Below are 24,284 nucleotides of genomic sequence, written 5' to 3'. Positions count from 1 at the left end.
TTACCTAATTGGAAATCTTTCCTTTGACATCTATGTTTGCAGTTCTTCCGTTTGCTGTAACTGTAAAATACTCACTTTCATTTATCGTATCAGTCACAAAGAATCGGACAATATGACTGGAATCCTGCGCTAAATGAAATGTTGTACTCTTGCCTGTTACATTTGAAAGAAGCTGATCTGTCGTATCAATTGTTACCCATGAAGGCCATGCAATTTCTACGTCGGTTTCTCCTGCAACACCAATACGTATATCAATGTAATTATTATGCTTTTCTAATTCAGCATCAAAGGTCGTCGTTTTCTCATTTAGGGAAAACTCTCCATACATCGTCTGAGTGAAACCAGTTCCTGCCGTGCTTGGTTTCGCAACTGCAGTTACTTTGAATTTATTATTTGCAGGTTTATGTCCACTAGGTACTGTAATGATAACTTTATCTGTAGTTTCACTTGAGGAACTCAAATGCAGTGTATCACCATTATTGATAGTCGTATCATTAACCTGTATTTGTAAACTTGCATCATCAACTGATAACGTATAATCTATATCAATGCTTGAAGATCTTAGACTATCCTGCCAATTTCTAATATCAAGGATAACTGTATAATCTTTACTTGTATTCCAATTATTCATTTCATGCTTCATTGCTGTTCCTTCTTGCAAAGAATCAGATGCAAAATAGAAACCTTCCGGCTTGACAATATGTTTATCTGACATATTTTCACCAATGAACATTGCGAATGAAACACCACCTAAAATGATTGTCACGATAACACAAAGGGATAATATTTTTAAGAGAAGCTTTGTTCGCTTGTTACCTATTTTTATCTCTTTCATACACGTACCCCTTTCTTAACTATTTGCTTGTTTCGTCTTTATTCTGATTCTGACATAGTCTATTTCAGTGCTGAGCTCTGATGTATTTTCCGATGATGGCCATTCTATTTTGACTTTATAAGAATGTTGCATCTTGTTTAAATTGAGCGTTCCTAAATTCGTTTCAGTATTTGCTTCTACTGTTTGACTGATCATATTTGTTGTATCTCCTGTAGGATTTGAACTAACAGGAGTAAAAGTAAATTTCAATGGTATATTTCCTGCAGTTTCAGCAAGAAAGGTATAGGTCATTTTGACTTCGGCCGTTCCATTCGTATCATAATTGGCAACATCGAATGTCATTTCAGTATAAGTTCCGGGTTGTTTCGGCATTTCCACATTGTCGATTTGAAACGTAGATTCATTTACAAATCTTGCAGTCGTTGCAGTACCCTGTCCCTGTACGGAAGAAGTGTAGCGTGCAAGTGTCACAGCACCCATAACCAGCAGTATGAATACTAACCCGATTGCTGTTTTCTTTAATGTTGTTCTATTCCTTTTCATTTCCTGCACCTCTGTTTCTTCCTGTCGCTATATACCAGATTCCTATGATGATAAATAAACTGATGATTCCGAATGGTGACATCAGCCACATGACCAGATAGCCAAGCAGCGGTATCGTCAGAATTACTTTCCCTAATATCTGTTTCTGCTGGACTTCCTCTGTATCTGCCACATTATTGGCGTCACCTTTTGTTATGTATCGTTCCCTGTCTATGCTGATGATTCTATGTGTAATGATGGCTCCTTCTTCCTGAAAGGATATAATATCTTCCATTTCATAACTGCTCTGTTCTTTTGTAATGACGATGCTGCCAACTGGTATTGCAGGTTCCATGGAACCTGTCAGAACTGTCTTGTAATTATAGCCCAGAATGCTGGCAGTTTCATCATGAACAATGAGTTTGTTGTATGCCTGAATGCCAAGTATAATGATCAGCAGACATACGAGAATGCCAAGCACCAATGTTCCAGCTTTTGTGATTATGTTTCTCATTTCTCTTTTACCAGTTCTTCTACACGGACACCTAGCTTGATTTCAAACTTTGACTGATTCTTTCCAAGTTCTGTATCTTTACTATTTGTTTTATCGAATGGCCATTTCCATTCCAGACGGTATAGCTTTTGATTATCTATACTCTTATGACCAATGGTCCCATCCGCAGAAAGCGTCAGCTCTCCATCCTTTAGACTCTGCCATTTCACATCATCATCTACTACACTGTCGATGCTCTGAATTTCAGACAGTCTGTATTCCAGTGGGAATTCTACCTTTGATACCTTCTCAAGATAGATCTTTACCGAGAGATTGGTTGAACGATTGTTCTCCAGACAGAAGATGTAGCTGCCTTCTGATCCCGGCTGTATGACAGGCACATTCTCACTGTTTATCTTTCCTGTATCAAAAAGGTCTAGTGCTGTTAACGGTGTTGTCACATTCCATGGACTTGTCCAGCCTGCCTTATTGTTCCCTCTCACGGTATAACCCTCTGGAGGAGAAAGTGGATTATCGGGGTCTACTGGCGTGTCCGGATCCGTAGGCTTATCTGGATCAAACGGAGTATCTGGATCTGTTGGTTTGTCTGGATCAGTAGGCTTATCAGGGTCAACCGGAGTATCTGGATCGACTGGCTTGTCTGGGTCTACTGGCGTATCTGGATCTGTTGGCTTATCTGGATCAACCGGAGTATCCGGATCGACTGGCTTGTCTGGATCAACTGGTTTATCGGGATCGGTTGGTGTGTCCGGTTCACTAGGCGCGATTGGCTCTACATCACCATCCGGCTTCACATTTGACGGCTTATCCTTTGGTATCTCATTTATAGTTCCATCTTCGTTATTCGTAACTTCATCTCTTTCATCGTTGATTTCTACATCATCCTTAGGGAATACGATCGTTCCGTCCCCCTGTATCACTGTTCCATCTTCCAGTTTGATGCCATCTTCAGGAATGCTGATAATTGTATTGTCCGGCTTCACCATGTATGGATAATGCACGATATTATTGTTTTCCAGAACAACGGTTCCTGATGGCAACACGATCTGTCCATCATCGACTTTTAGCTGTCCATCCTGTGTGAAGACATTTCCTTTATCTGTGACTGCATAGCTGCTTTCCGGTATCAGCAGAAGCTTATCTCCATCAACCTCAACTTTCAGTTCAAGATAGCGAATCGCCGTTGATAAATGGACAACATATTCCCCGTCCTTGTTCTTTGTGATATTGAAATTCTGTCCCTTCTGTTTCTGTTCCACAGATATAAGTGCTTTTGCTATGACATTATCATCCTTATCAAGTACCGATAGCGTATGTTCTGCAGGAGCGACGTCTTTGAACAGAAACCATCCATTCTCATCTGTCTTTGTTTCCTTCACTTCGGAATGCAGCTGCACACGACCGTTCTGATAGACCCTTCCATCAGAATACATAACCTGACCTGATACGTGTATATTACGCTTCTCGACAGGATCGATCGTTATGGTATCGACAACAGGAAGCTCCTCTGTATGATGATTCAGCATGAGACTGACACCGACACTGGAAAAAAGTAAAAGCAACAGTAATAAAAGAATCAGTTTTTTATGCTTTTTCCCTTCATCCTGTTGATTGATCTGTTCAGTTGTACTTTGATCTTTCAATTTATCATCCATAATCATTCTCCTGTTCTTTTTCCCTTAGCAAAGCTCACAGAGTATTCTGTGGGTTCTGCTAAAGGGCAGTGCTGGCACAGGACACTGCTCCTTAGTTTTTGTGCCTTGATTTGATATAAGATGCTGTTTTAATCAGCTTGCTAACTGTGTTGCTTCTACCTTGACTGTAAAATTGACTGTACCAGCAGCTTTACCATCTGTTGTATCATTTGTGTTTCCAGTTTTCTTTGTCGAGTCATCACTACCAGTTTCAAATGCCCATGCCCACGTAATATCTTTTTGTGCTTTTGCATCTGCTGCAGTCAGAACACCTGTTGTTGAGTCAACAGTGATATTTTTTGTCATAAACTCTACATAAGTATCGTTTGTGAAATCTGTTTTTCCCTTAGTTACACCATCACATGTGATTTTGAAATTCGTTGGTAGTTTACTAACATCATCTACCTTGATACTAATTTTGAGATTCGTCTTGACTTCCGTTCCACTCAGATCATAGTAAAGTGGAACAGTACCGGAACTGCCTGGTGCGATTTTTTCTTTTGCAATAGTATCGGTATTGGTTGTCTCACCTAATTTAAAAGTTGTAAATGTTTCTGCACCTTCTGAACTTCCTGCCTTGAATACCCATTTAGCAGTAACCGCAGTTCCTGTACCTGTTACCTCACTGGCATACTTCGCAAGTGTTCCACCGGAAATGCATGTCGTTATCAGAGTCAACGCAAAAGCTGCCATGCCTAATCGTCCGGCTATGCTTTTCTTTCTTTTCATTTCTTCTTTCCTCCATTTTTTCTTTTATATGTAAACATCATCCAATGTTCTGTGCCAACCTATCAGATGTGTATTACAACGATTTCATTTCTTCTATTCTGTTTCTTCTATCTGCTGTTTCTCTGCCTTTAGCTTTGCAAGCTCTGCTTCCAGTCTTTCCTTTTCCTTCAGCTGATCCTGCAGTGCCTCATTCTCTTTCCTGCTGTCTTTTCTTCGCTTAAAGATGTCATACAGGATATAGAGCGCAAATGGGATTCCCAGACATATCAGCATTCCCTGCGTGCTCTGCATGAACATCAGGATATTCCCTAGATTGGGGATACGAAATCCCTTATAGATACCCTGTATCTGTTCCGGATACACTGCCAGTCTATCCTCTACATTGTTGTAGTCTCCCTTTGTCACATAGGCTGTCTTTCCTTCATGATCCGTTACGCTGATGATCCTGTGCGTTGTCGCCTTGCCTGATACCAGATATGTAATCACATCACCTTTCTGCAGGTTCCCTGTATCTTCTGCTTTTTCTATGACGATGACATCTCCTGCATCAAAGGTTGGTTCCATGGAACCTGATAAGACGATCGCAGGCCGATAGCCCATGAAGCCCGGCATATTTTCATTATCCTGAAATCCATTAAAGATGATCACAAGATTGACAACGATGATCGGTATAAATATGATACAAGCTATGATCCCTATCACGCTGGATGGCTTGACTCTTTTCATTTCTTCCTCTCCTTCATTTTCTTTAATTCGATAATACTTTATCCTGCATCCACAGCTTTTCAAACTGCCTGGATTCCATCGGCCTGCCAATCAGAAAGCCCTGTCCGATGTCACAGCCGATCCTGCTAAGGTATTCTAATTGTTCTTCTGTTTCTATGCCTTCGCAGATGACTGTCATGTCGATCTCATGTGCCAGCTCGATTGTCTTTTCTATGATCGAACGGGAACGTTTATTATTTTCAATCCCGTCAAGCAGGCACTTATCTATCTTCAGAATATCTGCTGATACGACACTTAGGAAGTTGAGGGAGGCATACCCTGTTCCAAAGTCATCAATAGCTAATTGAAATCCACGCTTATGCAGATTAGATGCCAGCTTCAGCATTTCGTCCTGCTGTTCTACGAACGCTGATTCTGTCAGTTCAAAGGCAATGTCCTCATGTGGTATGCCATATCTGTCCACTGTTGAACAGAAATCTTCAAGATATGCTTCATTTTCTATGTGCAGTCGGGACTGATTGATGGATATCGGCTTCAGTTCCAGTCCTTCATCCATCCACTTTCTCATCTGCCGGCAGAGCAGTTCCAGCATATGAAAGTCGAAACTGATGATCATACCATATTCTTCAAATACCGGTATGAAGTCATTGGGCGGGATAAGTGTTCCATCCTCTTTCTGCCATCGGCACAGCGCCTCTCCCGAGATGATGCGATGTGTCTGAATATCAAACTGAGGCTGTATGTATAATTTATATTCGTCGTTCTGCATTGCAGGGATTGCCGATTCCAGAAGTTCATTCTTCTGGATCATATTATTCATCATTGCATCATCATAATAGACTGACCGGCTTCCTGTGATGTTCTTGGGAACGCTCTGCTGGGCGATCAGTGCCTTGTCCAGCATGTCGATGACATGCTCATGTCGGATGTCCTGCGGCAGATAGATGCCTGCAACAAAGCAGATGTCCATGTTGATCTTCTTGCTGATACGCTTGTCAATGAGCTTCATGCGTACCTTATTCTCTCGATACGACATTTCATCCTTTGTAAAGAAACGATAGGTCATCGCAAAGATGTCCTTCTCTATCCTTGCGCATGTTTCTCCCTCCCGGCATGTCTTTTTCAGATTCTTCGCAATGTTCTGCAGTACCTTGTCTCCCATGCCATATCCATGAACCCGATTGATATAGCGGAAGTTCTTGATACCAAACTTGATGATGGCATACGAATCATCAGGATATTTCTTGAATATCTTTTCTGTATCACGAATGAAGCCATTCATATTACTGATTCCTGTTAAGGCATCGGTATTGACAGCATTGCTGAGTCTTTCATTCATCTGTGAATAGGCCGACTGCGCTGCCTCAATATTGAAATAGTTATGTTCCTTCAGGTCGGTATCCGCTATCGAATTATGCACATGAATGACCTTCCACAAATTATTATCCTTGTGCCATACAACAGAAAATCGCAGAGGCATCTTCATCACGCAGGAAGCATCCGGCAGGGTCTTAGCAGTCAGTGTTACCATAACGATCCCCAGATTACTGCTGATCTCAATGCCATGAAACCATGCATTCTCTATCAGAAAATATCCGTCATAGATTCTGGATTCCTCCTCAAAAAACATGACCGCTTCTTTCTTGCTGCTGCATATCTCATTGACTCCCGTACCTATCCAGCTGATCTGATCCGATAAATTGTTGTCGCCACATCCTATCACTCCTGCCATCCTCATTGTGTTCATTTTGACAGAGCGTTCTTTCTTTTATAATGCTCTATCACCATTTCATTTGCCTGTTCCTTCGTTATTGGTTTTCCCCTATAGTAAAATTCAATCTCCTGATCCATATTAACCAGATGTGCAACACCGGCACTCCGATACTGCTCATGTGTAAACATATCCGGCAGTCTTGCCACGATCTTTCTTTTCATTGATTTTCCTCCCATTAGCACTGATTCAGCCAATCCCTTACATTGTTATAGCGCTCCTGTGATACCGGTACTCTGATTTCATGTTCCAGCATCAGCTCATAGCGTGCTAAAGACTTCGTATGATAGCGATTGACTAAGTAACTCTTATGTACCCGCTTGAACATATCCTTGTTTTTTTCATTCAGCATCTGTTCAAAGTCAAGCAGCGTGATGCGTCCAAAGACATCGTTCTTTGCAAGGTGGATGATACAGTTCATATCAAATGCCTCACAGTACAGGATGTCATGGATATTGATGATATGGTATCGGTTCTTCTGATCCTTAATGGTAATAGACCCATTTTTCTTAATATCACGATTGACCAGCATCTCAAAGTACCCCTTTGTATATTTACCAATCTTGTGCGGGAAGATCTCACCCTCCTGCAGATTGATCATTGGATTGGATACATGGATATGCATGATGAGAAGCTCATCTTTCATCTTCTTCCATACGAAAGTGATCCTCTGCATATCACTGTAGATTTCACCAGAGGTACTTGTCGTATGACCTGTGTGTCTTCCCGTAATGACGCATTCATGCGTATCATTGGATGCGCACACATAATCAAAGGCGGTCAATTCAATATCCGGCAGTTCCTTTGATTCCTTTTTGAGGACTTCGGCTATCGTCTGTTTACCAACATAGAATTCCTCTGCACAGGAACCGATCCAGATGCAGCTTCTATGTAAATATCCAATTGCAAAGTCATCATCCTTTTGATAATGACGAATCATGATCTCCTTAGTCAGTTCTATACAGTGACTGATTTCTTCCTTTTTCATGTTCTCTCTATCTCCCTCTGATTTGAACAACATAATGCGTATTATGTTGTAGACCCTATCCAGACAGATAGAAGATACATAGGAAAAACACAAAAAAGGCATCACGAATGGATGCCGATTGAATAATTATATGACAGAAAGCTTCATCAGGAATCAGTATATGTTTCTTTAACTATACCGTTTTCATAGCTTTTTTGCGCCCTTTTTTTCAGCTTTATCATATTTATATCACATAAAAAGTGATAAAAATTAGGTTTCCCCAAAATATTTTATTGTTTACCAATATCTATTGTTGAGACTGGTACAAAATGGTAAGATATTTTATGTAAAACGGTTACAATTTCATTTTAATAAAATTGTTACTTATATTTTTGATAGAGAAACATACAAAAAACGGCGATTTAAAAGGGCTTTAGCCGATATAAAAGTATTTTACAACATAATACGCATTATGTTGTATTATTATACGGTTAAAGGAATTATCAAATCCATTTTTGATAGGGATTTCTGACATTCTCTACCTGTTATCATAGTATATATTCTTGTAGTCTCGATACTTGCATGTCCCAATATATCCGCCAATCTTACAACATCTTTTTGTAGACGATAAAATGTCAATGCGAATAGATGTCTCAAATTATGTGGGAATACTTTTTTATCATCGACTCTGGCATCACGACATAGTTTTTTCATGGCACTCCAAATATTACTACGATCCATTGGTCTTCCACTCTTTGTGATAAAGACAGCACCTGTTAATATGCTTTCCTGTTTACAATAATCTTTAAGCAATCTCTTTAATTTCTTTGGAATAAATACCGTTCTTGTCTTCCCTTTATTTCGTACAACTGCCTTCCCTTCTTTTACTGCTTCTACCGTTATGTATTTATGTTCTGATACTCTGATACCTGTACCACATATCGTCTGCAGTAACATATACAAACGTTTATCATCTCTCTTTAATGCCGTATCCAGCAGACGCTTATATTCATCTTTTGTCAGTTCCCGTTCCTCTTCATAAAAAACAGAACGCTGTACCTTGTGTAATTTTAATTTCATATTTCCCAGTTTTAAATAATCAAGCAGACCGTTTAGTGCGACAAGCATACTGTTGATACTTGATACCTTGTATTCTTCAGACAGACTATTTTTATAAGCTACCAGTTTCTCTTTTGTTATTGCTTTATCATTTTCAGGCAAATATTTATAGAAATGCATGACATCTCTTATATATTTTTCAATCGTTGCTTTACTTCTTTCTTCCCCATATAAATATGTTTTGAATTCCCCTATCATTTTCATATTTAATACCGTCTTTTTCATTCTATCCAGCTCCTTTGATGTTTTAATCCAATCATATCATTTTGTTATATTAGAATCACTGGTAATAATTGGTATTTATATAGTGAAATTCAAATTTGCTTGATATCTACAATGAATATTAGTAAAAAAATTCATGTACTTTTATCAATTCATTTAGCTTAATAGCTTGGCTGTTAAGAATGAGTGGCTGGACAATAAATATCCACCAGTATAGCCGGGGGTTTTCTTATATAAACAAGGTATAAAATAAGACAGAAGCCGAAAACAGCCTCTGCCTTATATACGATACAATCAGATTGCGCTTAGATTCAATACGCCAAGGAAGTAACAGATCAGCACTGCCACACCCACGACGATACGGTAATATCCAAATATTTTGAAGTCATGGTTACGAATGTAATTCATCAGGAAGCGAATGGCAAACATGGACACAACAAAGGCGATGATGCTTGCCACGACAAGCAGGGCGATATCTCCTCCACTCATGGATAATCCATAATGCATGAAGTATTTCATAAATTTTAATCCGCTGGCACCAGCCATAGCTGGAATCGCCATAAAGAAGGAAAATTCACTAGCCGCAAAACGGGAACAGCCCAGTATGGAGGCACCTAAAATAGTGGCACCGCTTCGTGAGGTTCCGGGAACCAGAGCAGCAATCAGCTGAAACAGACCGATCATAAAGGCCGTCTGATAGGTGATTTCTCCCACTTTGCGGTATTTTGGATGATGCTTGGTGCTTTCCAGCACGATAAAGCCGATACCGAATACAATCAATGCAATGGCTACGACAATGGCATTGTTCATATACTTCTCAACATAGTCATTCAGGAATATGCCGATGATACCTGGAATGGATGCAACAAATACATGAAACCATAAATCCCAGGTGGAGCGCTTTTCACTGATGGATTTTCTCGGTGAAAATGGATTCAGCTTATGGAAATACAGTACACAGACTGCCAGAATAGAGCCAAGCTGTATAACTACCAGAAACAATCCCCAAAATGCGAATTCCGGAGTATCCGGCTTTGCCAGCGAGGAGCTCATCGGAAAAAAGCTGTTAAACAGAATCATATGTCCGGTGCTGCTGACAGGAAGCCATTCCGTGATTCCCTGAATGATACCGAGCAGAACCGCTTTTATCATATCGAATAGAAACATAGTGTAATCTCCTTTTTTTCATTCTTTACCATTGTAAACCACACAGAGGTAAAGCACAACCTTTCTCTTTGAAAAAACAATAACAATTCTGTAAGAAAAAGGCTTTTTTCAGTCATATATAACGATGGCGTTTACATAAGCTTCTTTTTCAGACCTATGCCTGTAGCCACTCCTTCACCATTTCCTTAAACAGGGTACCACGTACCTCATAGTTTGGAAATTGATCATAGCTGGAGCATGCCGGTGACAGCAGTATGATATCTTGTTCCTTACTATTCGCAATTGCTTCCTTTAAGGCTTCCTGCATGGTTTCCACGACATAAACATGAGAGAAGATCTCCTGAAACTGCGGCCCGGTTTCCCCAAAGGCCACACACAGCTTGACGCGTGCATCATACTGCCTGAGATCATCAAAGCTGATGCCTTTGTCATGTCCTCCGGCAAGCAGAATGATATTGCTTTCAAAGGAGCTCAGTGCCGCAGTAACCGCATGCGTATTGGTTGCCTTCGAGTCGTTATAAAATTTTACACCGTTTTTCTCTCCGATATATTCCAGACGGTGCTCCACTGGTTGAAAGGAGGCAATCGCCTTTTGAATATCGCGAACAGATACGCCCAGCTTATAGGCCATACAGGCGGCAATCATGGCATTGGAGAGATTATAATCTCCAACGACGTGAAAGCTCTTTTCTTCAAACAGCAGAATATCCCGTAAATACACTGCCCCGTCTTTGCGGTACAGGTCAACATCCTGCCGTGTTAAAGAAAAATCAATCACCGTACACGGAATGTTTTGTGCATACTGCAAAACCGTTGCATCATCCACATTGCGCAGAAACCAGTCATCCTTTGTACAGTTCTCATAAATGCGCATCTTGCTTTCATAATACGATTCCACACTCGGCATATAATCCAGATGATCCGGTGCGAGGTTGCATACCACGCTGACACTCGGCGCAAAATGTTCAATCCCCAGCAGCTGAAAGTTGCTCAATTCAAGGGCTACATCCTTTTCCTCTGCTTCATATTCCAGAGCAAGCTCGCTCAGCGGCCAGCCGATGTTACCGGCTACGATTGCCTTCTTATTATATTTCAGCATTTCATACAGCATGGTGGTGATGGTGGTTTTACCATTCGTTCCTGTGATGGCACCATAGTGAAACCCTTTCGCATACCGATAGCCGATTTCCACCTCTGTAAGAATTTTCACCTTATGCTCCACAAAGTAGCGAACAAAGGGAACCGTGTATTTGATTCCCGGATTTTTTACGACAAAGGCATAGCCTTCATGCTTTAGTTCCTCCGGATGCCCCTGTTCGAATACTTGGATACCAAGGGCCTGCAGCTCTTTTTGTTCCGGAATTGCATTCATGTCCGTAATCGTCACAGCATAGCCGTGCCGCTGCAAAAGCTTTGCGACTGCCACACCGCTTTTTGCGGCGCCAATTACAAGTACCTGTTCCTTCATATCACATTACCCCCAGCCATAAACCGATGGCCGCAAGCACGACACCGATGCTCCAGAACATCAGCACGACCTGTGTTTCCTTCATACCGCCCAGCTCAAAATGATGATGCAGCGGCGCCATACGAAATACTCTTTTCTTTGTTGCCTTATAGCTGGTTACCTGAATAACGACCGACAGCAGCTCCATGACAAAGACACCGCCAATAACGATCAGCAGCAGCTCCTGCTTTAAAATCATAGCGCTTGCTGCCAGTAAACCGCCGATTGCTAAAGAGCCGGTATCTCCCATAAAGATTTTAGCCGGATGCACATTGAAGCGCAGATATCCCAACAGAGAACCGCACACTGCCAGCAGCAGCATCGCCAGATCCTTATTATTCTGAAGCAGAGCGAAAATCACAAACGGTGCAATGGCAATAATGGAGGTTCCTGCACACAGACCATCCAATCCATCTGTCAGATTGACCGCATTAGATTCACAGGTGAACATAAAGAAAATCAATACAAAATACAGAATACCCAGCTCCAGCGAGATGTGAACGACCGGAAGGATCAGTGTCGTTTCCGCAATGGAGCGGTAAAACAGATAAAACACAACAGCCAGTATGGACTGCATCAGAAATTTCATAGATGGCTTCAGACCGTCATTGTTCTTTTTCACGACGATCAGGAAATCATCAATGAAGCCTATGAGGGCATAGCCCAGATACGCGAGCACACAAATCAGCATTTCCCCCGAGAAAAACGCCTTGTAGTCCAATACCAGCATGACGAGGATTGGCACGCTCACAAAAACGAGTCCTCCCATGGTCGGTGTTCCCGTTTTCGCCATGTGGCTCTGCGGTCCTTCCTTACGGATGCTCTGTCCGAATTTAATTTTATGTAGAAACGGAATGAGCAGCGGCATTACCACCAGGGTTGCCACCAGGCTGATTCCGAATGCGAGCAGATATTTTATTTCCAAAGTAGTTCCTCCTTAGCTAGACGTTCCTTTACGCAGGATCGATCAGAAAAGGGATATTCCCGTCCAAAAGCCGTAATGGTTTCTTCGCTCCCTTTTCCAGCGATTATTATTATATCACTATTTTGTGCTACTTTAATAGTATGTTTTATCGCAAAGTAGCGATTTTCAAACACAACGGCATTGGAAAAGCTTTCGCACTTCATATCCTGCAGGATATCTGCCACACTTTCCCCCCTTGGATTATCACTCGTAAAGACGGCGATATCACTGTATGCAGCCGCAATCGCAGCCATTTGAGGCCGCTTTGTACGATCACGCTCCCCGCCGCACCCGAGAATCGTCAATATGCGTCCCTTTTTCACGGAGTTGGCAAAAAGCAGCAGCTCCTTTACAGCTGCAGCCGTATGGGCATAGTCGATCCAGATTGTAAATCCGCCGACCTCCATAACCTCCATACGCCCGCTGACCGGCTTCAGCTGCTCACAATCCTGTACAAGCCGCTCATAGGAACAGCCGGTACGATGAACGACAACGATAGCCTCAGCCAGATTATATACGTTTACCATACCCAGAAGCTTCGCATGAAAGGCATAGCCCTGCAGGTGAAAGGAAAGATCATGCGCACTGAGCTGAACCTCTGACAGCGGGAAATGGGCAGCCTGCATACCGATGCTGATACAGGTATGCTGCGCCAGATTGACTAGCTCCTGCATATAGCTCAGATCACTATTGTATATAATCGTTCCCTGTGGCTTCAGATAGCGGCGCAGCTTGAATTTCGTATAACGGTAATGCACTCTGCTCAGATGATAGTCCAAGTGATCCTGTGTTATGTTCGTGTAGACAATATCATCGAATTGCAGAAAGCTGATGCGGTTCTGGTCGATGGCATGCGAGCTGACCTCCATAACAACATGCGTAATGCCTGTCTGCACTGCTCTGCGGAAATAATTTGCCAGCTGAAAGCAGCCAGGGGTGGTATTGTGTATTTCAATAACCTCATCCGGATAGCGGACACTGCCGGTTCCTATTTGTAATACAGCACAGTCCTCCATGGCAAGCAGCTGGGATATGATGCTGGCAACACTCGTTTTCCCATTGGTGCCCGTAACACCGATGACATGCAGCCTTGCACACAAATCCCCGTAATACAGCTCAAGTAATGCCTGCCGGATGCGCTCTACATGCGGCGTGTAGTAGACATGCTCCTGTTGAAGCAGCTCATCACACAGGACGACTGCTCCCTTATCCAACGCCTCCTGCAGAAAGGTGGCACCATCATAGGCACTTCCCCGGCGGCACACAAACAGCCAGTCTTTTTTTAAATCGCGGGTATCATCACTGATTCCCTGTAAAATTCGCGTATCCTCACAGGGGATATGCAGCAGCGTGAACAGCTCATTTAACCTTGTCGTTTCCAAGATAGATCCAGACCTCCCCTCCCTCCGCAGAGAGTGTGGTACCTGCTTCCGGCATCTGTTCCATTACCGTATCACCACTGCCGATGAAGGTAAAGGTAACCCCCTCCTGCGAAACATCCTTCTTTTTCTTACCTCTGAAATCCTGCACCTTGATATTTTCCGTTTCCGGCCATACCAGCTTTTTCGGAATCTGATCCTCTGCTTTTTTCACACCGAGATATGGCAGGATATCCTCATAGCACGCTTTGGCAACCGGCGCAATGACCGTTCCGCCGTAAAGTACATCATTTTGCGGACTGTCTGCGGCAATATACAGCACGATTTGCGGGTCGTCAATCGGTGCTGCGCTTAGAAAGGATAAAATATAGTTACTGGTGGAATAGACACCGTTCTCCGCAATCTGTGCCGTTCCGGTTTTTCCGCCAATCTTATAGCCCTCTGTATACGCCGGCTTTCCTCCGCCGTTTGCTACGACGCTCTCCAATGCGTAGCGCATCTTCTTACTCGTATCCTCACTGATCACCTTGCGCTTTGGTGTCGGCTTGTATTCCAGAATTGCATCATGGGTAATCGGATCGTTGACGCTTTTTGTAATATAGGGAGTATATAGGGTACCGCCGTTGATAATGGCTGAGAAGGCGGTAACCAGCTGAATCGGTGTGACGCTCAAGCCCTGGCCAAATGCCACGGTTGCCTGTTCCAGTTCTCCCATTGCACTTTTCTTAAACATAATTCCCTTGCTTTCCCCAGGAAGATCGATTCCGGTTTTCTCTCCAAATCCGAATTTCTTTACAAAGTCATATTCATTATCCAGACCCATCCGTCTGGATATTTCCACAAAGCCCGGATTGGAGGAGTTTTCCAATACCTGCAGGAAGGTCTGCTGCCCATGCCCGCCAGCCTTCCAGGATTTGATACGCGCACCGCCGACCATCTCATAGCCGCGATCATAATACGTATCCTTAAACATATCAAACAGCTTCAGCTCCAATGCAGAGGCAAAGGTTACCGATTTAAAGGTAGAACCAGGCTCATAGCTTTTCCAAATAGGAAGATTGCGGTTATAAACATCACTGGAGTAATCCTTATAGTGGTTTGGATCGAAGTCAGGCTTACTGACCATGGCAAGAATTTCTCCGGTATTGGGATTCATCGCCAGTGCCAGTGCGGATTTCGGCTTATAGCGCTTTACCAGATTGTTCAGCTCCCGCTCCACGATATCCTGAATTTTCGAGTCAATGGTTAGCTGTACATCCATGCCACGGCCCGGTGCCTCATAGCTTTCCTTATATAAGTCAACATTATGCCCCTTGGCGTCGAAGGGGATGTTCAACGCACCACTTTTCGCAGACAGAATGTCGTTATACTGCAGCTCCAAACCGGCAAGTCCCTGATTATCAATACCGGTAAAGCCCAAAACCTGTGCAAGATAGTTATTATTGGGATAGTTGCGCAGAGAATCCTGCACCAGATAGACACCTGGCAAATCCATCGCCTCCAGCTTGCGTGCCTTGTCATCGCTGATCAGACGTCCCTCCGGCTGAATTTTCTGTGTGCTGACATGCTTGGTTATGGTGGAATATATTTTTTTCTTATCCGCCTTCAAAACCTCCGCAAGCTGCTGGGCTGTTTTGTCCGGATCCTGTATCTGAGCAGGCACGACCATAACGGATGTACTTGGGATATCATGTGCCAGAACATTTCCGTTCTTGTCCAGAATGGAGCCGCGTAAGCCTGCGACTGTAAAATCACGCTCCCAAAGACTTAGAGCCTTTTCCATGATATCGGTATGATGAAAGATCTGTTCATAACCGAGCTTGCCCAGTATACAGCAGAAAATAAGAATACAGCAAAGGAATATTGTGGATATCCTCGTCTTGACCTTTCCTCGAATCATACCAGATCACCTCAGTCCATCGTATGAGCGAAACCGCCTTTTTATGATGAAAACAACGTTCTTCCCATCGCGCTGTTTCCTTTATATAAGAAATACGATACTTTTAATCCACGCTTTTTCCTCTTTCTTTATGCGTTCTATGGACTACTAAAGTGCATCGCAAGGACTTCTGAGTATCGTAAACGACTATGCATCACAGTTTGCTTTCTCCTATGTAATGGTTAACCCTTATCAAAAGAAATTGCCACTATATCCATATGGTTTCTATACCTTACATTTTTTCTTTCCGCATTTTTTAAGGACTGTAACAGACATCATAAGCAAAGAAAATTACAAATTTTCAAAAAAAAGCATTGACCCTCACGCTGCGTGATATAGTATGCTGTAGAGGAAGATACAGAGCAGTGCCGGCTAACACTCTGATATTTTTCAACAGATAAGGAAGTGGTACCATGAAAACAGTAAAAGAGGTCGCTGAGCTGACTGGCATCAGTGTACGCACCCTGCAATATTATGATGAGATCGATGTATTCAAGCCAACAGCATTTACCGATGCTGGTTACCGGCTCTATGATGACGACGCATTGAAGAAGCTACAACAGATTTTGTTATTCAGAGAACTGGATTTCCCATTAAAGGAAATCAAAAGGATCATGGAGCGGAAGGACTTCGATCAGAATGCCGCTTTTCAAAAGCAGAAGGCTCTGCTGATCGAGCGGCGAAACAGACTGAACCGGCTGCTGGAGCTGCTGGACAGGTTAGAGAAAGGAGAGAATTGCATGGAATTTCAAGATTTTAGTTTAAATAGCTATATACAGCTGCTGGAGGAATTTGAGAAAGAGCATACCGAGGAGATTATTCAGGAATACGGAAGCATCGCTGCCTTTGATGAGCTCATAGCCCGGGTTCGCGATCATGAAGCCGACATCGCCAAAACAGCCATTGCGTATTATGGAAGTGTGGAAGCATATACGGCTGCCATGAAGCACAACCTGGAGCATTTCACAGAAAATCTGGATAAGCTCACCCATATAAAGGAACAGGATTATGGAAAGCGCAATCAGGAGCTGATGAAGCAGCTGCTTTCGGATACAGACAGAGATCCGGCCTGTGCAGAGGTTCAGCAAATCGTATATGAGCTGCAGCATCTCATCCCGGAGGCAGAAGCGCCTGCCATGGATGCGGGTGTTCATCAAATGGAAATAATGATTGACAGCTATCTGCATAACGAGGAGCTGATTCACAGGATGGATGAGCGTTATGGAAACGGTGCCTCCCACTTTATGGGCTGTGCCTTGCAGGCGTATTTTGAGAAAGAAAAGAGTCCACACAAATAACGAACAAGGGAAATAAAAGCATCCTGCATATTTTATCACCTTATATACAATAAAAAATCAATTTTCCTTAAAATTGTCACTTGTCATTTATTCGGATATTTCCTCTGGATCAGCCTCTTAAATAAGGCAAAAAATGATGAAAAGGTAAATATTAAGACCTATCGCAAATTTATCCTTAATAAGTACTGCATCCGTAAAATAAAGAAAGAAGGAGAACTCACATTCATAGAGCTTTCCTTCTTCTTTTTCCATCATAGATGTTGATACACAAAACGGTATTAGTGCCAACACAGGCGAATTAGCGATTACCTTTGTATTCTATTAAGGTTTCAAACCTATCAGAATATTTGTAATACACATATGCGGTTATCTTTTTCTATTGTTCTGATCTTATAACTCAGGGATTCTTTTCCATGCATATAATAGGTGTTCCTTTTTTTCAAAAATGAAAGCATGTCTGCGTTTCCTGCTTTATAATAAGGAAGGAATACACATTACTGTAAAAAGTGTTCGTGTTCTTCATACTTTAAGAAGATTCCTTTCCTCATACATCCCAGATAACTTATTTCATCTTCACCTTAATAACCGTATCCTTACTGATGACTTTTCCTGTCTGTATATTTTGTGAAGTAACCATACCCGTGCCATCCATTTCCACTGCGATATGCGTCAGCTGCCAAAATGCGGTAATATCCTTCTTCGTCCAGTCCTTCATATTCGGCATTGTCATACGGCTGCCATCACTTTTCAGAAATATTCTCTGATTGGAGATAATGGTTTCCTTTTCCTGCGGATATTGCTCGACAACCTCGCTGCCATCTCCGATGATAATCTGTTCCGTATGCGTATCCTTTAGTTTTTCCTTCGCATATGCCAAGGAATGATTTCTCAACACAGGCATTTGTGCGACCTTGTATTTCTTAACAGTCTTTTCTTTTGTATCCGTCTCCTGATCGGCTGTAATATTTGCGGCAACCAATGCGGAACGCATAACCTCCTTCATCGGTTCTCTATCATAATTCAGATAATCACTTGCCTGAAATGCGTAATACACCATCACCTTTGGATCCTTTGCAGGTGCAGCCATCATGACCGAATTTGTATACAGGCTGCCATCATAGCCGTGCTTACCGTAAACCTGTCCGGTACCCGTTTTCGCTATAATATCAACATCCTTCATTCGATACATTCTCGCAGTACCATCCTTATCATCGACAACTCGTTTCATCAGCTTCTGAATATAGGCGCTTGTTTTCTCTGTAATCGGCTGCCCCACAACCTTTGGCTCATACTGCTTCGAAATTGTACCATTGGCATGCTCGATACGATCCACCAGATACGGACGCATCATGTTGCCGTCATTGAATATCGCAGAGAATGCCTGCACCATTTGTAAAGCGTTCACATTGATAGACTGACCAAACCCAGTAGACAGCTTTTCTGAAGCATAGGTAAACTGCATTTCCCCCGGCTCATTGGACAGATACGGCGTGTCTACAGATTTCAGAAAACCGAATTTCTGTAAATAGTCCTTATAAATATCAGGCTTCATATAGCTTGCCAGCAGCTCACAGATTCCAATATTACTGGAAAGTACAAAGCCTTTATCAAAGCTGATAGTTCCATGATCACTTCCCTGTGCATCCTGTATGTATAAATTCCCGCTGCTTGTACGAATAATATTTCCCTTCGCATCCTCAAGAAAATGAAAAATACCTGAATTAAATGTCTTGTTATATGGATAATGCCCGCTGTCCACAGCAGCTGCATAAGTGATTCCCTTCATAACAGAACCCGGCTCGTATAAAAAATCCGCAGGTAAATCCTGAAAGCTTTTTATATCATCGCGGCTGTTCAGATCAAAGGAAGGAGAGGACGCCCAGCCTAAAATCTTTCCGGTTTTCACTTCCATGACGATTCCCCAGCCACGCACACCGCCATATGTTTTTTTGACACTTTTATCCAGCGAGCTCTGCAATGTTTGCTGGACATTGCGATCCAGCGTCAGTACCACATTATCCCCGTTCTTTGCATAAGCCTTTGTATATTCCGTACCGGGAAGCGCATTGCCATCCGCATCCTTCTGGTATTCCTTACTGCCATCTGTTCCGTTCAGCTGCTCATCCAGTGCTGCCTCCAATCCAATCTGTCCGCTGATTTTCCCCTTCTTTTCATCATACTGGGCAAAGCCAAGCAGATGGGATGCAAAAACACTGTTGGGATAAGTCCTTTTTACACTGCTTTGAAACACGATACCGGGAAGCTTTAATGCCTCAATACTTTCCTTTACACCGCTGGAAAGGTATTTTCCCTGTTCACCGAATTCTGTCTGATAGCGGTTGGCATCCCGTGCCTGTGTCAAATTATCCCGTATAAAGGTCTCCTTTACGTTCAGCTTTGGGGCAAGAAGCCTGGCGGTCTTGTTGATATCCTGTACATACGCCGGTGTATTCCCAATTCCCTTTCTGGTTTTACTAAGAATTGCAATGAGTGTATAGGTATCCTCATCCTTAGCTAATATTTCACCGCTGCGATCGAGTATGCTTCCCCGGCGCGCCTTCAAAACCTCTGTATGGACAATATCGCCGTCCTTGTATTCCTTCACATTCATACCGGTGCGAAAATGCTTTGCGGAGGTCATTGTATACAGTACATTGGAAATTATCAGTACACTGATACAGCTCATCACCAGCAGCAGTATCATCAGATTCCGATTACTGCGCTTCATATATGCAGCCCCCTTCCTACAGGAAATGGCCCCATTCAGGTGCCATTTTCCATTACTCCATTTCGACCTTGATCACGGTATCCTTATTGATGGATTTTCCCGTTTTAATATTTTGCTTCGTTACCTTTCCGGTACCGCTCATTTCCACCTCGATATGCGTCAGCTCCCAGAAGGCAGTGACATCCTTTTTTGTCCAGCCCTTCATATCTGGCATCGTGATGTTGGCACCGTCTGTCAGAATGAAAACATTCTGATTGGAGATAATAGTTTCTCCTTCCTCCGGATATTGCCGGATAACACTGGAGCCGTTACCAATAATAACCTTGCTGGTGGAGGTTTTCTTCAGCTTATCATTCGCATAGGTAAGCGTATGATTAACAAGCGATGGCATTTGCGACTGCTTAAAATCCTTATATGCCTTCTTATTGCTGTTGGATTCACCGTCACTTGTAATATTCGCCGCAACAAGTGCAGAACGCATGACCTCCTTCATCGGCTCTCGGTCATAGGATAGAATATCGCTTGCCTGAAATACATAATATACCATAACCTTTGGATCATCCGCAGGAGCTGCCATCATGACAGAGTTTGTATACAGACTGCCATCGTATCCATTTGCACCCGCAACCTCACCGGTTCCTGTTTTCGCAATAATTTCCACATCATTCATTTTATAAGGAGATGCGGTTCCATCTGTATCATACACAACCCGTTTCATAAGCTTTTGCATATATTTGCTCGTCTTTTCAGAAATCGGCTGTCCGGTAATCGTCGTGTCATACTGCTTTATAATTTTTCCATTTGTATTTTCGATGCGGTCAACTACAAACGGCTGCACCATCTTTCCATCATTGAATATTGCGGAATACGCCTGTACCATCTGCAGGGCATTGATACTAATTGCCTGTCCAAAGCCGGTGGAAAGCTTTTCCGATGCATAATTGAAGGACATACTTCCTCCCTCATTATTCAGAAATGGTGCATTTACTGGCTTTAAAAAACCAAATTTATCAAGATACTCCTTATAAATAGAGGGATCCATATACTTTGTCAGCAATTCACAGATACCGATATTACTTGATAGCACAAAGCCCTTATCAAAGGTGACCGTTCCATGATTTTTCCCCAGTGCATCGTATATGGTTAAATCCTTGGAATTGCTAGTCCGGTAAATCTTACCGTTTCCGTCCTCCACAAAATGAAAGGCTCCGGAATCGAAGGTCTTATTATATGGATAATGTCCGCTGTCTATCGCCGCAGAATACGTGATTCCCTTCATAACCGAACCCGGCTCATACAAATAGTCGGAAGGAAGATCAACATAATCCTTAATGTTACGCTTATTCAAATCAAAGGATGGAGAGGATGCCCAGCCTAAAATCTTTCCAGTTTCAACCTCCATCACAATTCCCCAGCCGCGTACACCGCCAGCGGTCTTTTTAACACTCTTATCCAGAGAATTCTGTAAGGTCTGTTGGACATTGCGATCCAGTGTCAGCACAACATTGTTTCCATCGGTTGCATAGGACTTTGTATACTTGGTACCTGGAAGCACATTGCCATCCGCATCCCGCTGATATACCTCCAGACCGTCCTTTCCGCTCAGATATTCATTCAGGGCAGCCTCCAGCCCCATTTTCCCTACCATCGTATTTTTTTCCTCATCAAACTGTGCATATCCAATCAAATGGGATGCAAATACACCAGACGGATAATATCGCTGTACGGTTTCCTCAAAGGAGATACCCGGAAGCTCCAGTGCTTCAATGCTTTCCTTTACCTCTTTTGTCAGATTTTTTCCCTTATCTCCCAGCTCCGTCTGATATTTTCCGCTTTTCTGTGCTTTTGTCAACAGCTCTGCCAGCTGTTCCTCATCCATACCGAGCTTGGGGGCAAGCAGTCTTGCCGTCTTGGTAATATCCTTTACATAGGCGGGCTTATTGCCGATTCCCTTACGGTTCTTATTCAGGTACGCAATCAGCTTATAGGTATCCTCATCCTGAGCAACTGCCTCTCCGTTGCGATCATAGATCGTACCGCGCTTTGCCTTTAAAACTGTGCTGCTGGAAATATCCGGATCCTTATAATCTTTGATATTTGTACCGGTTCGCAGATGCTTTTCAGTCACCATAGTAAAAAGGACATTGGATAAAATGATTACACCAATGATCCCTATCATCAACAGCATATATACTAAAGTTCGATTACTTCTTTTCGGGTTCATATCATCACGCCTTTGTTATTTCTTTTCGTCTTTATCTACAACAACAACGTTGTCCTGATTCGTTTTGATCCCCTCTTTTTCCGCCATTCCAAGTACGCGGTCACGATCCTCCAGCTTTGTAATATCCGCCTCCAGATTTGCCACGTCCTCTTTCAATGCCGTTGCCTTCTGCTCACTCTCCTGTGCCTTCAGCTGCAGTGTTATATTATAGGACTTCAGTGCAAACTTGGCACCAAAATATCCGAAAATGGATACCGTTAACAGCAGAGTCGCAAGACCCTCGATACGCAGTCTTCTTTTTCTTTTCACAATTTTTGCCTTCGCCATGTTCCTCACCTGATCCTTTCTATACATCTAAGCTTTGCGGAGTGCGAGCGCATATTTTCCCTCAGCTCATCCTCCGTTGCAGTTATCGGCTTTTTATTCACCAGCCGGTAGGGTGCTTCCTCCATATCCTGTGGCAGGATTGGAAGCCGTTTGTCATATTGCTTTGGCTTGCTGCAGGCCACAAACGTATCCTTTACGATACGATCCTCCAATGACTGAAAGCTGATAACACAAAGTCTTCCTCCTACATGAAGAAGTGCTAATGCATCCCGCAGCACCATCTGCAGCTCCCCGAGCTCATCATTGACAGCGATACGGATTGCCTGAAATACCTTTTTCGCCGGATGTCCCTTTTTATTCAGCACCTTTGCGGGCAGGGCGGATTTGATAACATCCACCAGCTCAAGGGTTGTTTCGATCGGCTTTGTCTCTCTTGCTTTTTCTATTTTTCTTGCAATCTGCTTGGCAAAGCTTTCCTCACCAAACTGAAAAAAGATGCGTACAAGCTCCTGGTATTCCCACTCGTTCACCACCTGATAGGCGCTAAGCTGCTGACTCTGATCCATGCGCATATCCAGCGGTGCATCAAAGCGGTAGCTGAATCCGCGCTGTGCTTCATCAAACTGCGGTGAAGATACGCCAAGATCCAAAACCATACCGTCAATGCCTGTAACGCCGCGTGCTTCCAATTCACTCTTTACATTTGAAAAATTACTATGTATCAGGGTTACATTGCTGCCAATCCTTGCAAGCCGTTCTCTAGATTCCTCGATTGCCGAAGCATCCCTGTCAAAGGCATACAGATGTCCCTGTGGTATCCGTGCGAGTATTTCCGCACTGTGTCCGCCTCTTCCCAGCGTACCGTCCACGTAAATTCCATCGCTTCGTATGGCCAGATTGTCAATGCTTTCCTGCAGTAATACGCTGTAGTGTTTCATCATATCATAAACTCCGTTAAGCTTTCGGCTATATCCTCAAAGGTCTCGTTTGCTTCCTCATCCACCGGTTCCCAGCGTTCTCTTGACCAGATTTCCACATGGTTGGCAGCACCGATTACCATACATTCCTTTATCAGCTCTGCCAGCTTCACCAGGGGAGAGGGAATCAATACACGACCCTGTGCGTCAATTTCACATTCAGCGGCTTTGCTTGTCATCATACGGACAAACATACGGGCATCCTTCTTGGTAGAAGGCAGCTTCATGAGCTGTTCATAAATGGTCTCCCATTGCTCTTTTGTGTAAACAGCCAGACAGCCGTCCAGCCCGCGTGTGATAATGACATGCTCTCCCAGCTCTTCACGGAATTTTGCGGGAATGATGATACGCCCTTTTTTATCAATATTGTGTGCGTATTCACCCATGAACATGTCCTTCACCTCCACTATCCGCCACTTTTTGCTACTTTATACCACCATTATACCCTCTGACTATGATTTTGTACATAAAGAATTAAAAAAATTAAGGATTTTATACTGCCTGTTTCGACGATTTTTCCTACAATTTCCAATAATGTGACGTTCATGGAAGCAATACCTCTTACACTGCCGGTTGCACTCATAAATATCAATCGTAAAACGTAAAAAAAGACACGACATCACATGAATAGGTGAATCTGTGCCTGATTTTTACAAACATACATGGGTAAGAAAG

Annotated in this window: 21 protein-coding genes; 2 read left to right on the top strand and 19 right to left on the bottom strand. The window is 42.9% G+C overall.

The features are described from left to right. Positions 1-4: 4 nt before the first annotated feature. Genes GKZ87_07515 through GKZ87_07505 form a run of 3 tightly spaced genes read right to left on the bottom strand, consistent with a single transcriptional unit; the run spans position 5 to position 1,871 of the window. Positions 5-835, bottom strand: coding sequence for a hypothetical protein (locus GKZ87_07515; protein QSI25344.1), 831 nt, complete (start codon positions 833-835; stop codon positions 5-7). 15 nt (positions 836-850) lie between these two features. Further along, a complete protein-coding gene (locus GKZ87_07510) occupies positions 851-1,378 on the bottom strand; it encodes a hypothetical protein (protein ID QSI25343.1) in 528 nt (175 codons plus the stop codon). Further along, the gene (locus GKZ87_07505) at positions 1,365-1,871 is read right to left on the bottom strand and encodes a signal peptidase I (GenBank protein ID QSI25342.1); all 507 of its coding nucleotides are present in this window, start codon (positions 1,869-1,871) and stop codon (positions 1,365-1,367) included. The genes GKZ87_07510 and GKZ87_07505 overlap by 14 nt, the downstream gene beginning before the upstream one ends. Before the next feature lie 528 nt (positions 1,872-2,399). Here GKZ87_07505 and GKZ87_07500 point away from each other — a divergent pair. Beyond that, positions 2,400-2,867: a hypothetical protein gene (locus GKZ87_07500; protein QSI27909.1), complete on the top strand. Its 468-nt coding sequence runs from the start codon at positions 2,400-2,402 to the stop codon at positions 2,865-2,867. 791 nt (positions 2,868-3,658) lie between these two features. Here the strand turns inward: GKZ87_07500 and GKZ87_07495 are convergent. The 11 genes from GKZ87_07495 to GKZ87_07445 all read right to left on the bottom strand — a co-directional run bounded on the left by GKZ87_07495 (position 3,659) and on the right by GKZ87_07445 (position 16,016). After that, a complete protein-coding gene (locus GKZ87_07495) occupies positions 3,659-4,294 on the bottom strand; it encodes a hypothetical protein (GenBank protein QSI25341.1) in 636 nt (211 codons plus the stop codon). A gap of 93 nt (positions 4,295-4,387) precedes the next feature. Next, positions 4,388-5,020, bottom strand: a complete 633-nt coding sequence (locus tag GKZ87_07490; protein ID QSI25340.1) for a signal peptidase I — start codon at positions 5,018-5,020, stop codon at positions 4,388-4,390. 22 nt (positions 5,021-5,042) lie between these two features. Then, the gene (locus tag GKZ87_07485) at positions 5,043-6,767 is read right to left on the bottom strand and encodes an EAL domain-containing protein (protein ID QSI25339.1); all 1,725 of its coding nucleotides are present in this window, start codon (positions 6,765-6,767) and stop codon (positions 5,043-5,045) included. Next, positions 6,764-6,955, bottom strand: a complete 192-nt coding sequence (locus GKZ87_07480; GenBank protein ID QSI25338.1) for a hypothetical protein — start codon at positions 6,953-6,955, stop codon at positions 6,764-6,766. The genes GKZ87_07485 and GKZ87_07480 overlap by 4 nt, the downstream gene beginning before the upstream one ends. Before the next feature lie 14 nt (positions 6,956-6,969). Beyond that, positions 6,970-7,779, bottom strand: a complete 810-nt coding sequence (locus GKZ87_07475; GenBank protein QSI25337.1) for a regulator — start codon at positions 7,777-7,779, stop codon at positions 6,970-6,972. Between the two features lie 462 nt (positions 7,780-8,241). Then, positions 8,242-9,102: a tyrosine-type recombinase/integrase gene (locus tag GKZ87_07470; GenBank protein ID QSI25336.1), complete on the bottom strand. Its 861-nt coding sequence runs from the start codon at positions 9,100-9,102 to the stop codon at positions 8,242-8,244. A gap of 291 nt (positions 9,103-9,393) precedes the next feature. Then, positions 9,394-10,266, bottom strand: a complete 873-nt coding sequence (locus tag GKZ87_07465) for an undecaprenyl-diphosphate phosphatase (GenBank protein ID QSI25335.1) — start codon at positions 10,264-10,266, stop codon at positions 9,394-9,396. Positions 10,267-10,420: 154 nt separating this feature from the next. Further along, entirely contained in the window at positions 10,421-11,734 is a 1,314-nt protein-coding gene (locus GKZ87_07460; protein ID QSI25334.1) for a UDP-N-acetylmuramoyl-L-alanine--D-glutamate ligase, read from the bottom strand. A 1-nt stretch (position 11,735) separates the two neighbouring features. Beyond that, positions 11,736-12,698 (bottom strand): phospho-N-acetylmuramoyl-pentapeptide-transferase, encoded by a 963-nt coding sequence (locus tag GKZ87_07455; GenBank protein ID QSI25333.1) that lies wholly within the window; start codon positions 12,696-12,698, stop codon positions 11,736-11,738. Next, positions 12,689-14,149: a UDP-N-acetylmuramoyl-L-alanyl-D-glutamate--2,6-diaminopimelate ligase gene (locus GKZ87_07450; GenBank protein ID QSI25332.1), complete on the bottom strand. Its 1,461-nt coding sequence runs from the start codon at positions 14,147-14,149 to the stop codon at positions 12,689-12,691. The genes GKZ87_07455 and GKZ87_07450 overlap by 10 nt, the downstream gene beginning before the upstream one ends. After that, the gene (locus GKZ87_07445) at positions 14,097-16,016 is read right to left on the bottom strand and encodes a stage V sporulation protein D (GenBank protein QSI25331.1); all 1,920 of its coding nucleotides are present in this window, start codon (positions 16,014-16,016) and stop codon (positions 14,097-14,099) included. Before GKZ87_07445 ends, GKZ87_07450 begins: the two co-directional genes overlap by 53 nt. Before the next feature lie 452 nt (positions 16,017-16,468). On the opposite strand from GKZ87_07445, the gene GKZ87_07440 reads away from it, so the two are divergent. After that, complete coding sequence (locus GKZ87_07440) at positions 16,469-17,353, top strand: MerR family transcriptional regulator (protein ID QSI25330.1); 885 nt, start codon at positions 16,469-16,471, stop codon at positions 17,351-17,353. Between the two features lie 562 nt (positions 17,354-17,915). Here GKZ87_07440 and GKZ87_07435 read toward each other — a convergent pair. Genes GKZ87_07435 through mraZ form a run of 5 tightly spaced genes read right to left on the bottom strand, consistent with a single transcriptional unit; the run spans position 17,916 to position 24,001 of the window. Then, on the bottom strand, positions 17,916-20,081 hold the full coding sequence (locus GKZ87_07435) for a penicillin-binding protein (GenBank protein ID QSI25329.1): 2,166 nt from the start codon (positions 20,079-20,081) through the stop codon (positions 17,916-17,918). 52 nt (positions 20,082-20,133) lie between these two features. Beyond that, a complete protein-coding gene (locus GKZ87_07430; GenBank protein ID QSI25328.1) occupies positions 20,134-22,305 on the bottom strand; it encodes a PASTA domain-containing protein in 2,172 nt (723 codons plus the stop codon). A gap of 15 nt (positions 22,306-22,320) precedes the next feature. Beyond that, positions 22,321-22,632 (bottom strand): cell division protein FtsL, encoded by a 312-nt coding sequence (locus tag GKZ87_07425; GenBank protein QSI25327.1) that lies wholly within the window; start codon positions 22,630-22,632, stop codon positions 22,321-22,323. Positions 22,633-22,637: 5 nt separating this feature from the next. Further along, positions 22,638-23,573, bottom strand: coding sequence for a 16S rRNA (cytosine(1402)-N(4))-methyltransferase RsmH (gene rsmH / locus GKZ87_07420; GenBank protein ID QSI25326.1), 936 nt, complete (start codon positions 23,571-23,573; stop codon positions 22,638-22,640). Then, positions 23,570-24,001 (bottom strand): division/cell wall cluster transcriptional repressor MraZ, encoded by a 432-nt coding sequence (gene mraZ / locus GKZ87_07415; GenBank protein ID QSI25325.1) that lies wholly within the window; start codon positions 23,999-24,001, stop codon positions 23,570-23,572. The genes rsmH and mraZ overlap by 4 nt, the downstream gene beginning before the upstream one ends. Positions 24,002-24,284 lie beyond the last annotated feature (283 nt).

This window comes from Erysipelotrichaceae bacterium 66202529, assembly GCA_017161075.1.
Classification (GTDB): Bacteria; Bacillota_I; Bacilli_A; order Erysipelotrichales; family Erysipelotrichaceae; genus Clostridium_AQ.
This window is presented reverse-complemented; position numbering and strand designations above follow the sequence as displayed.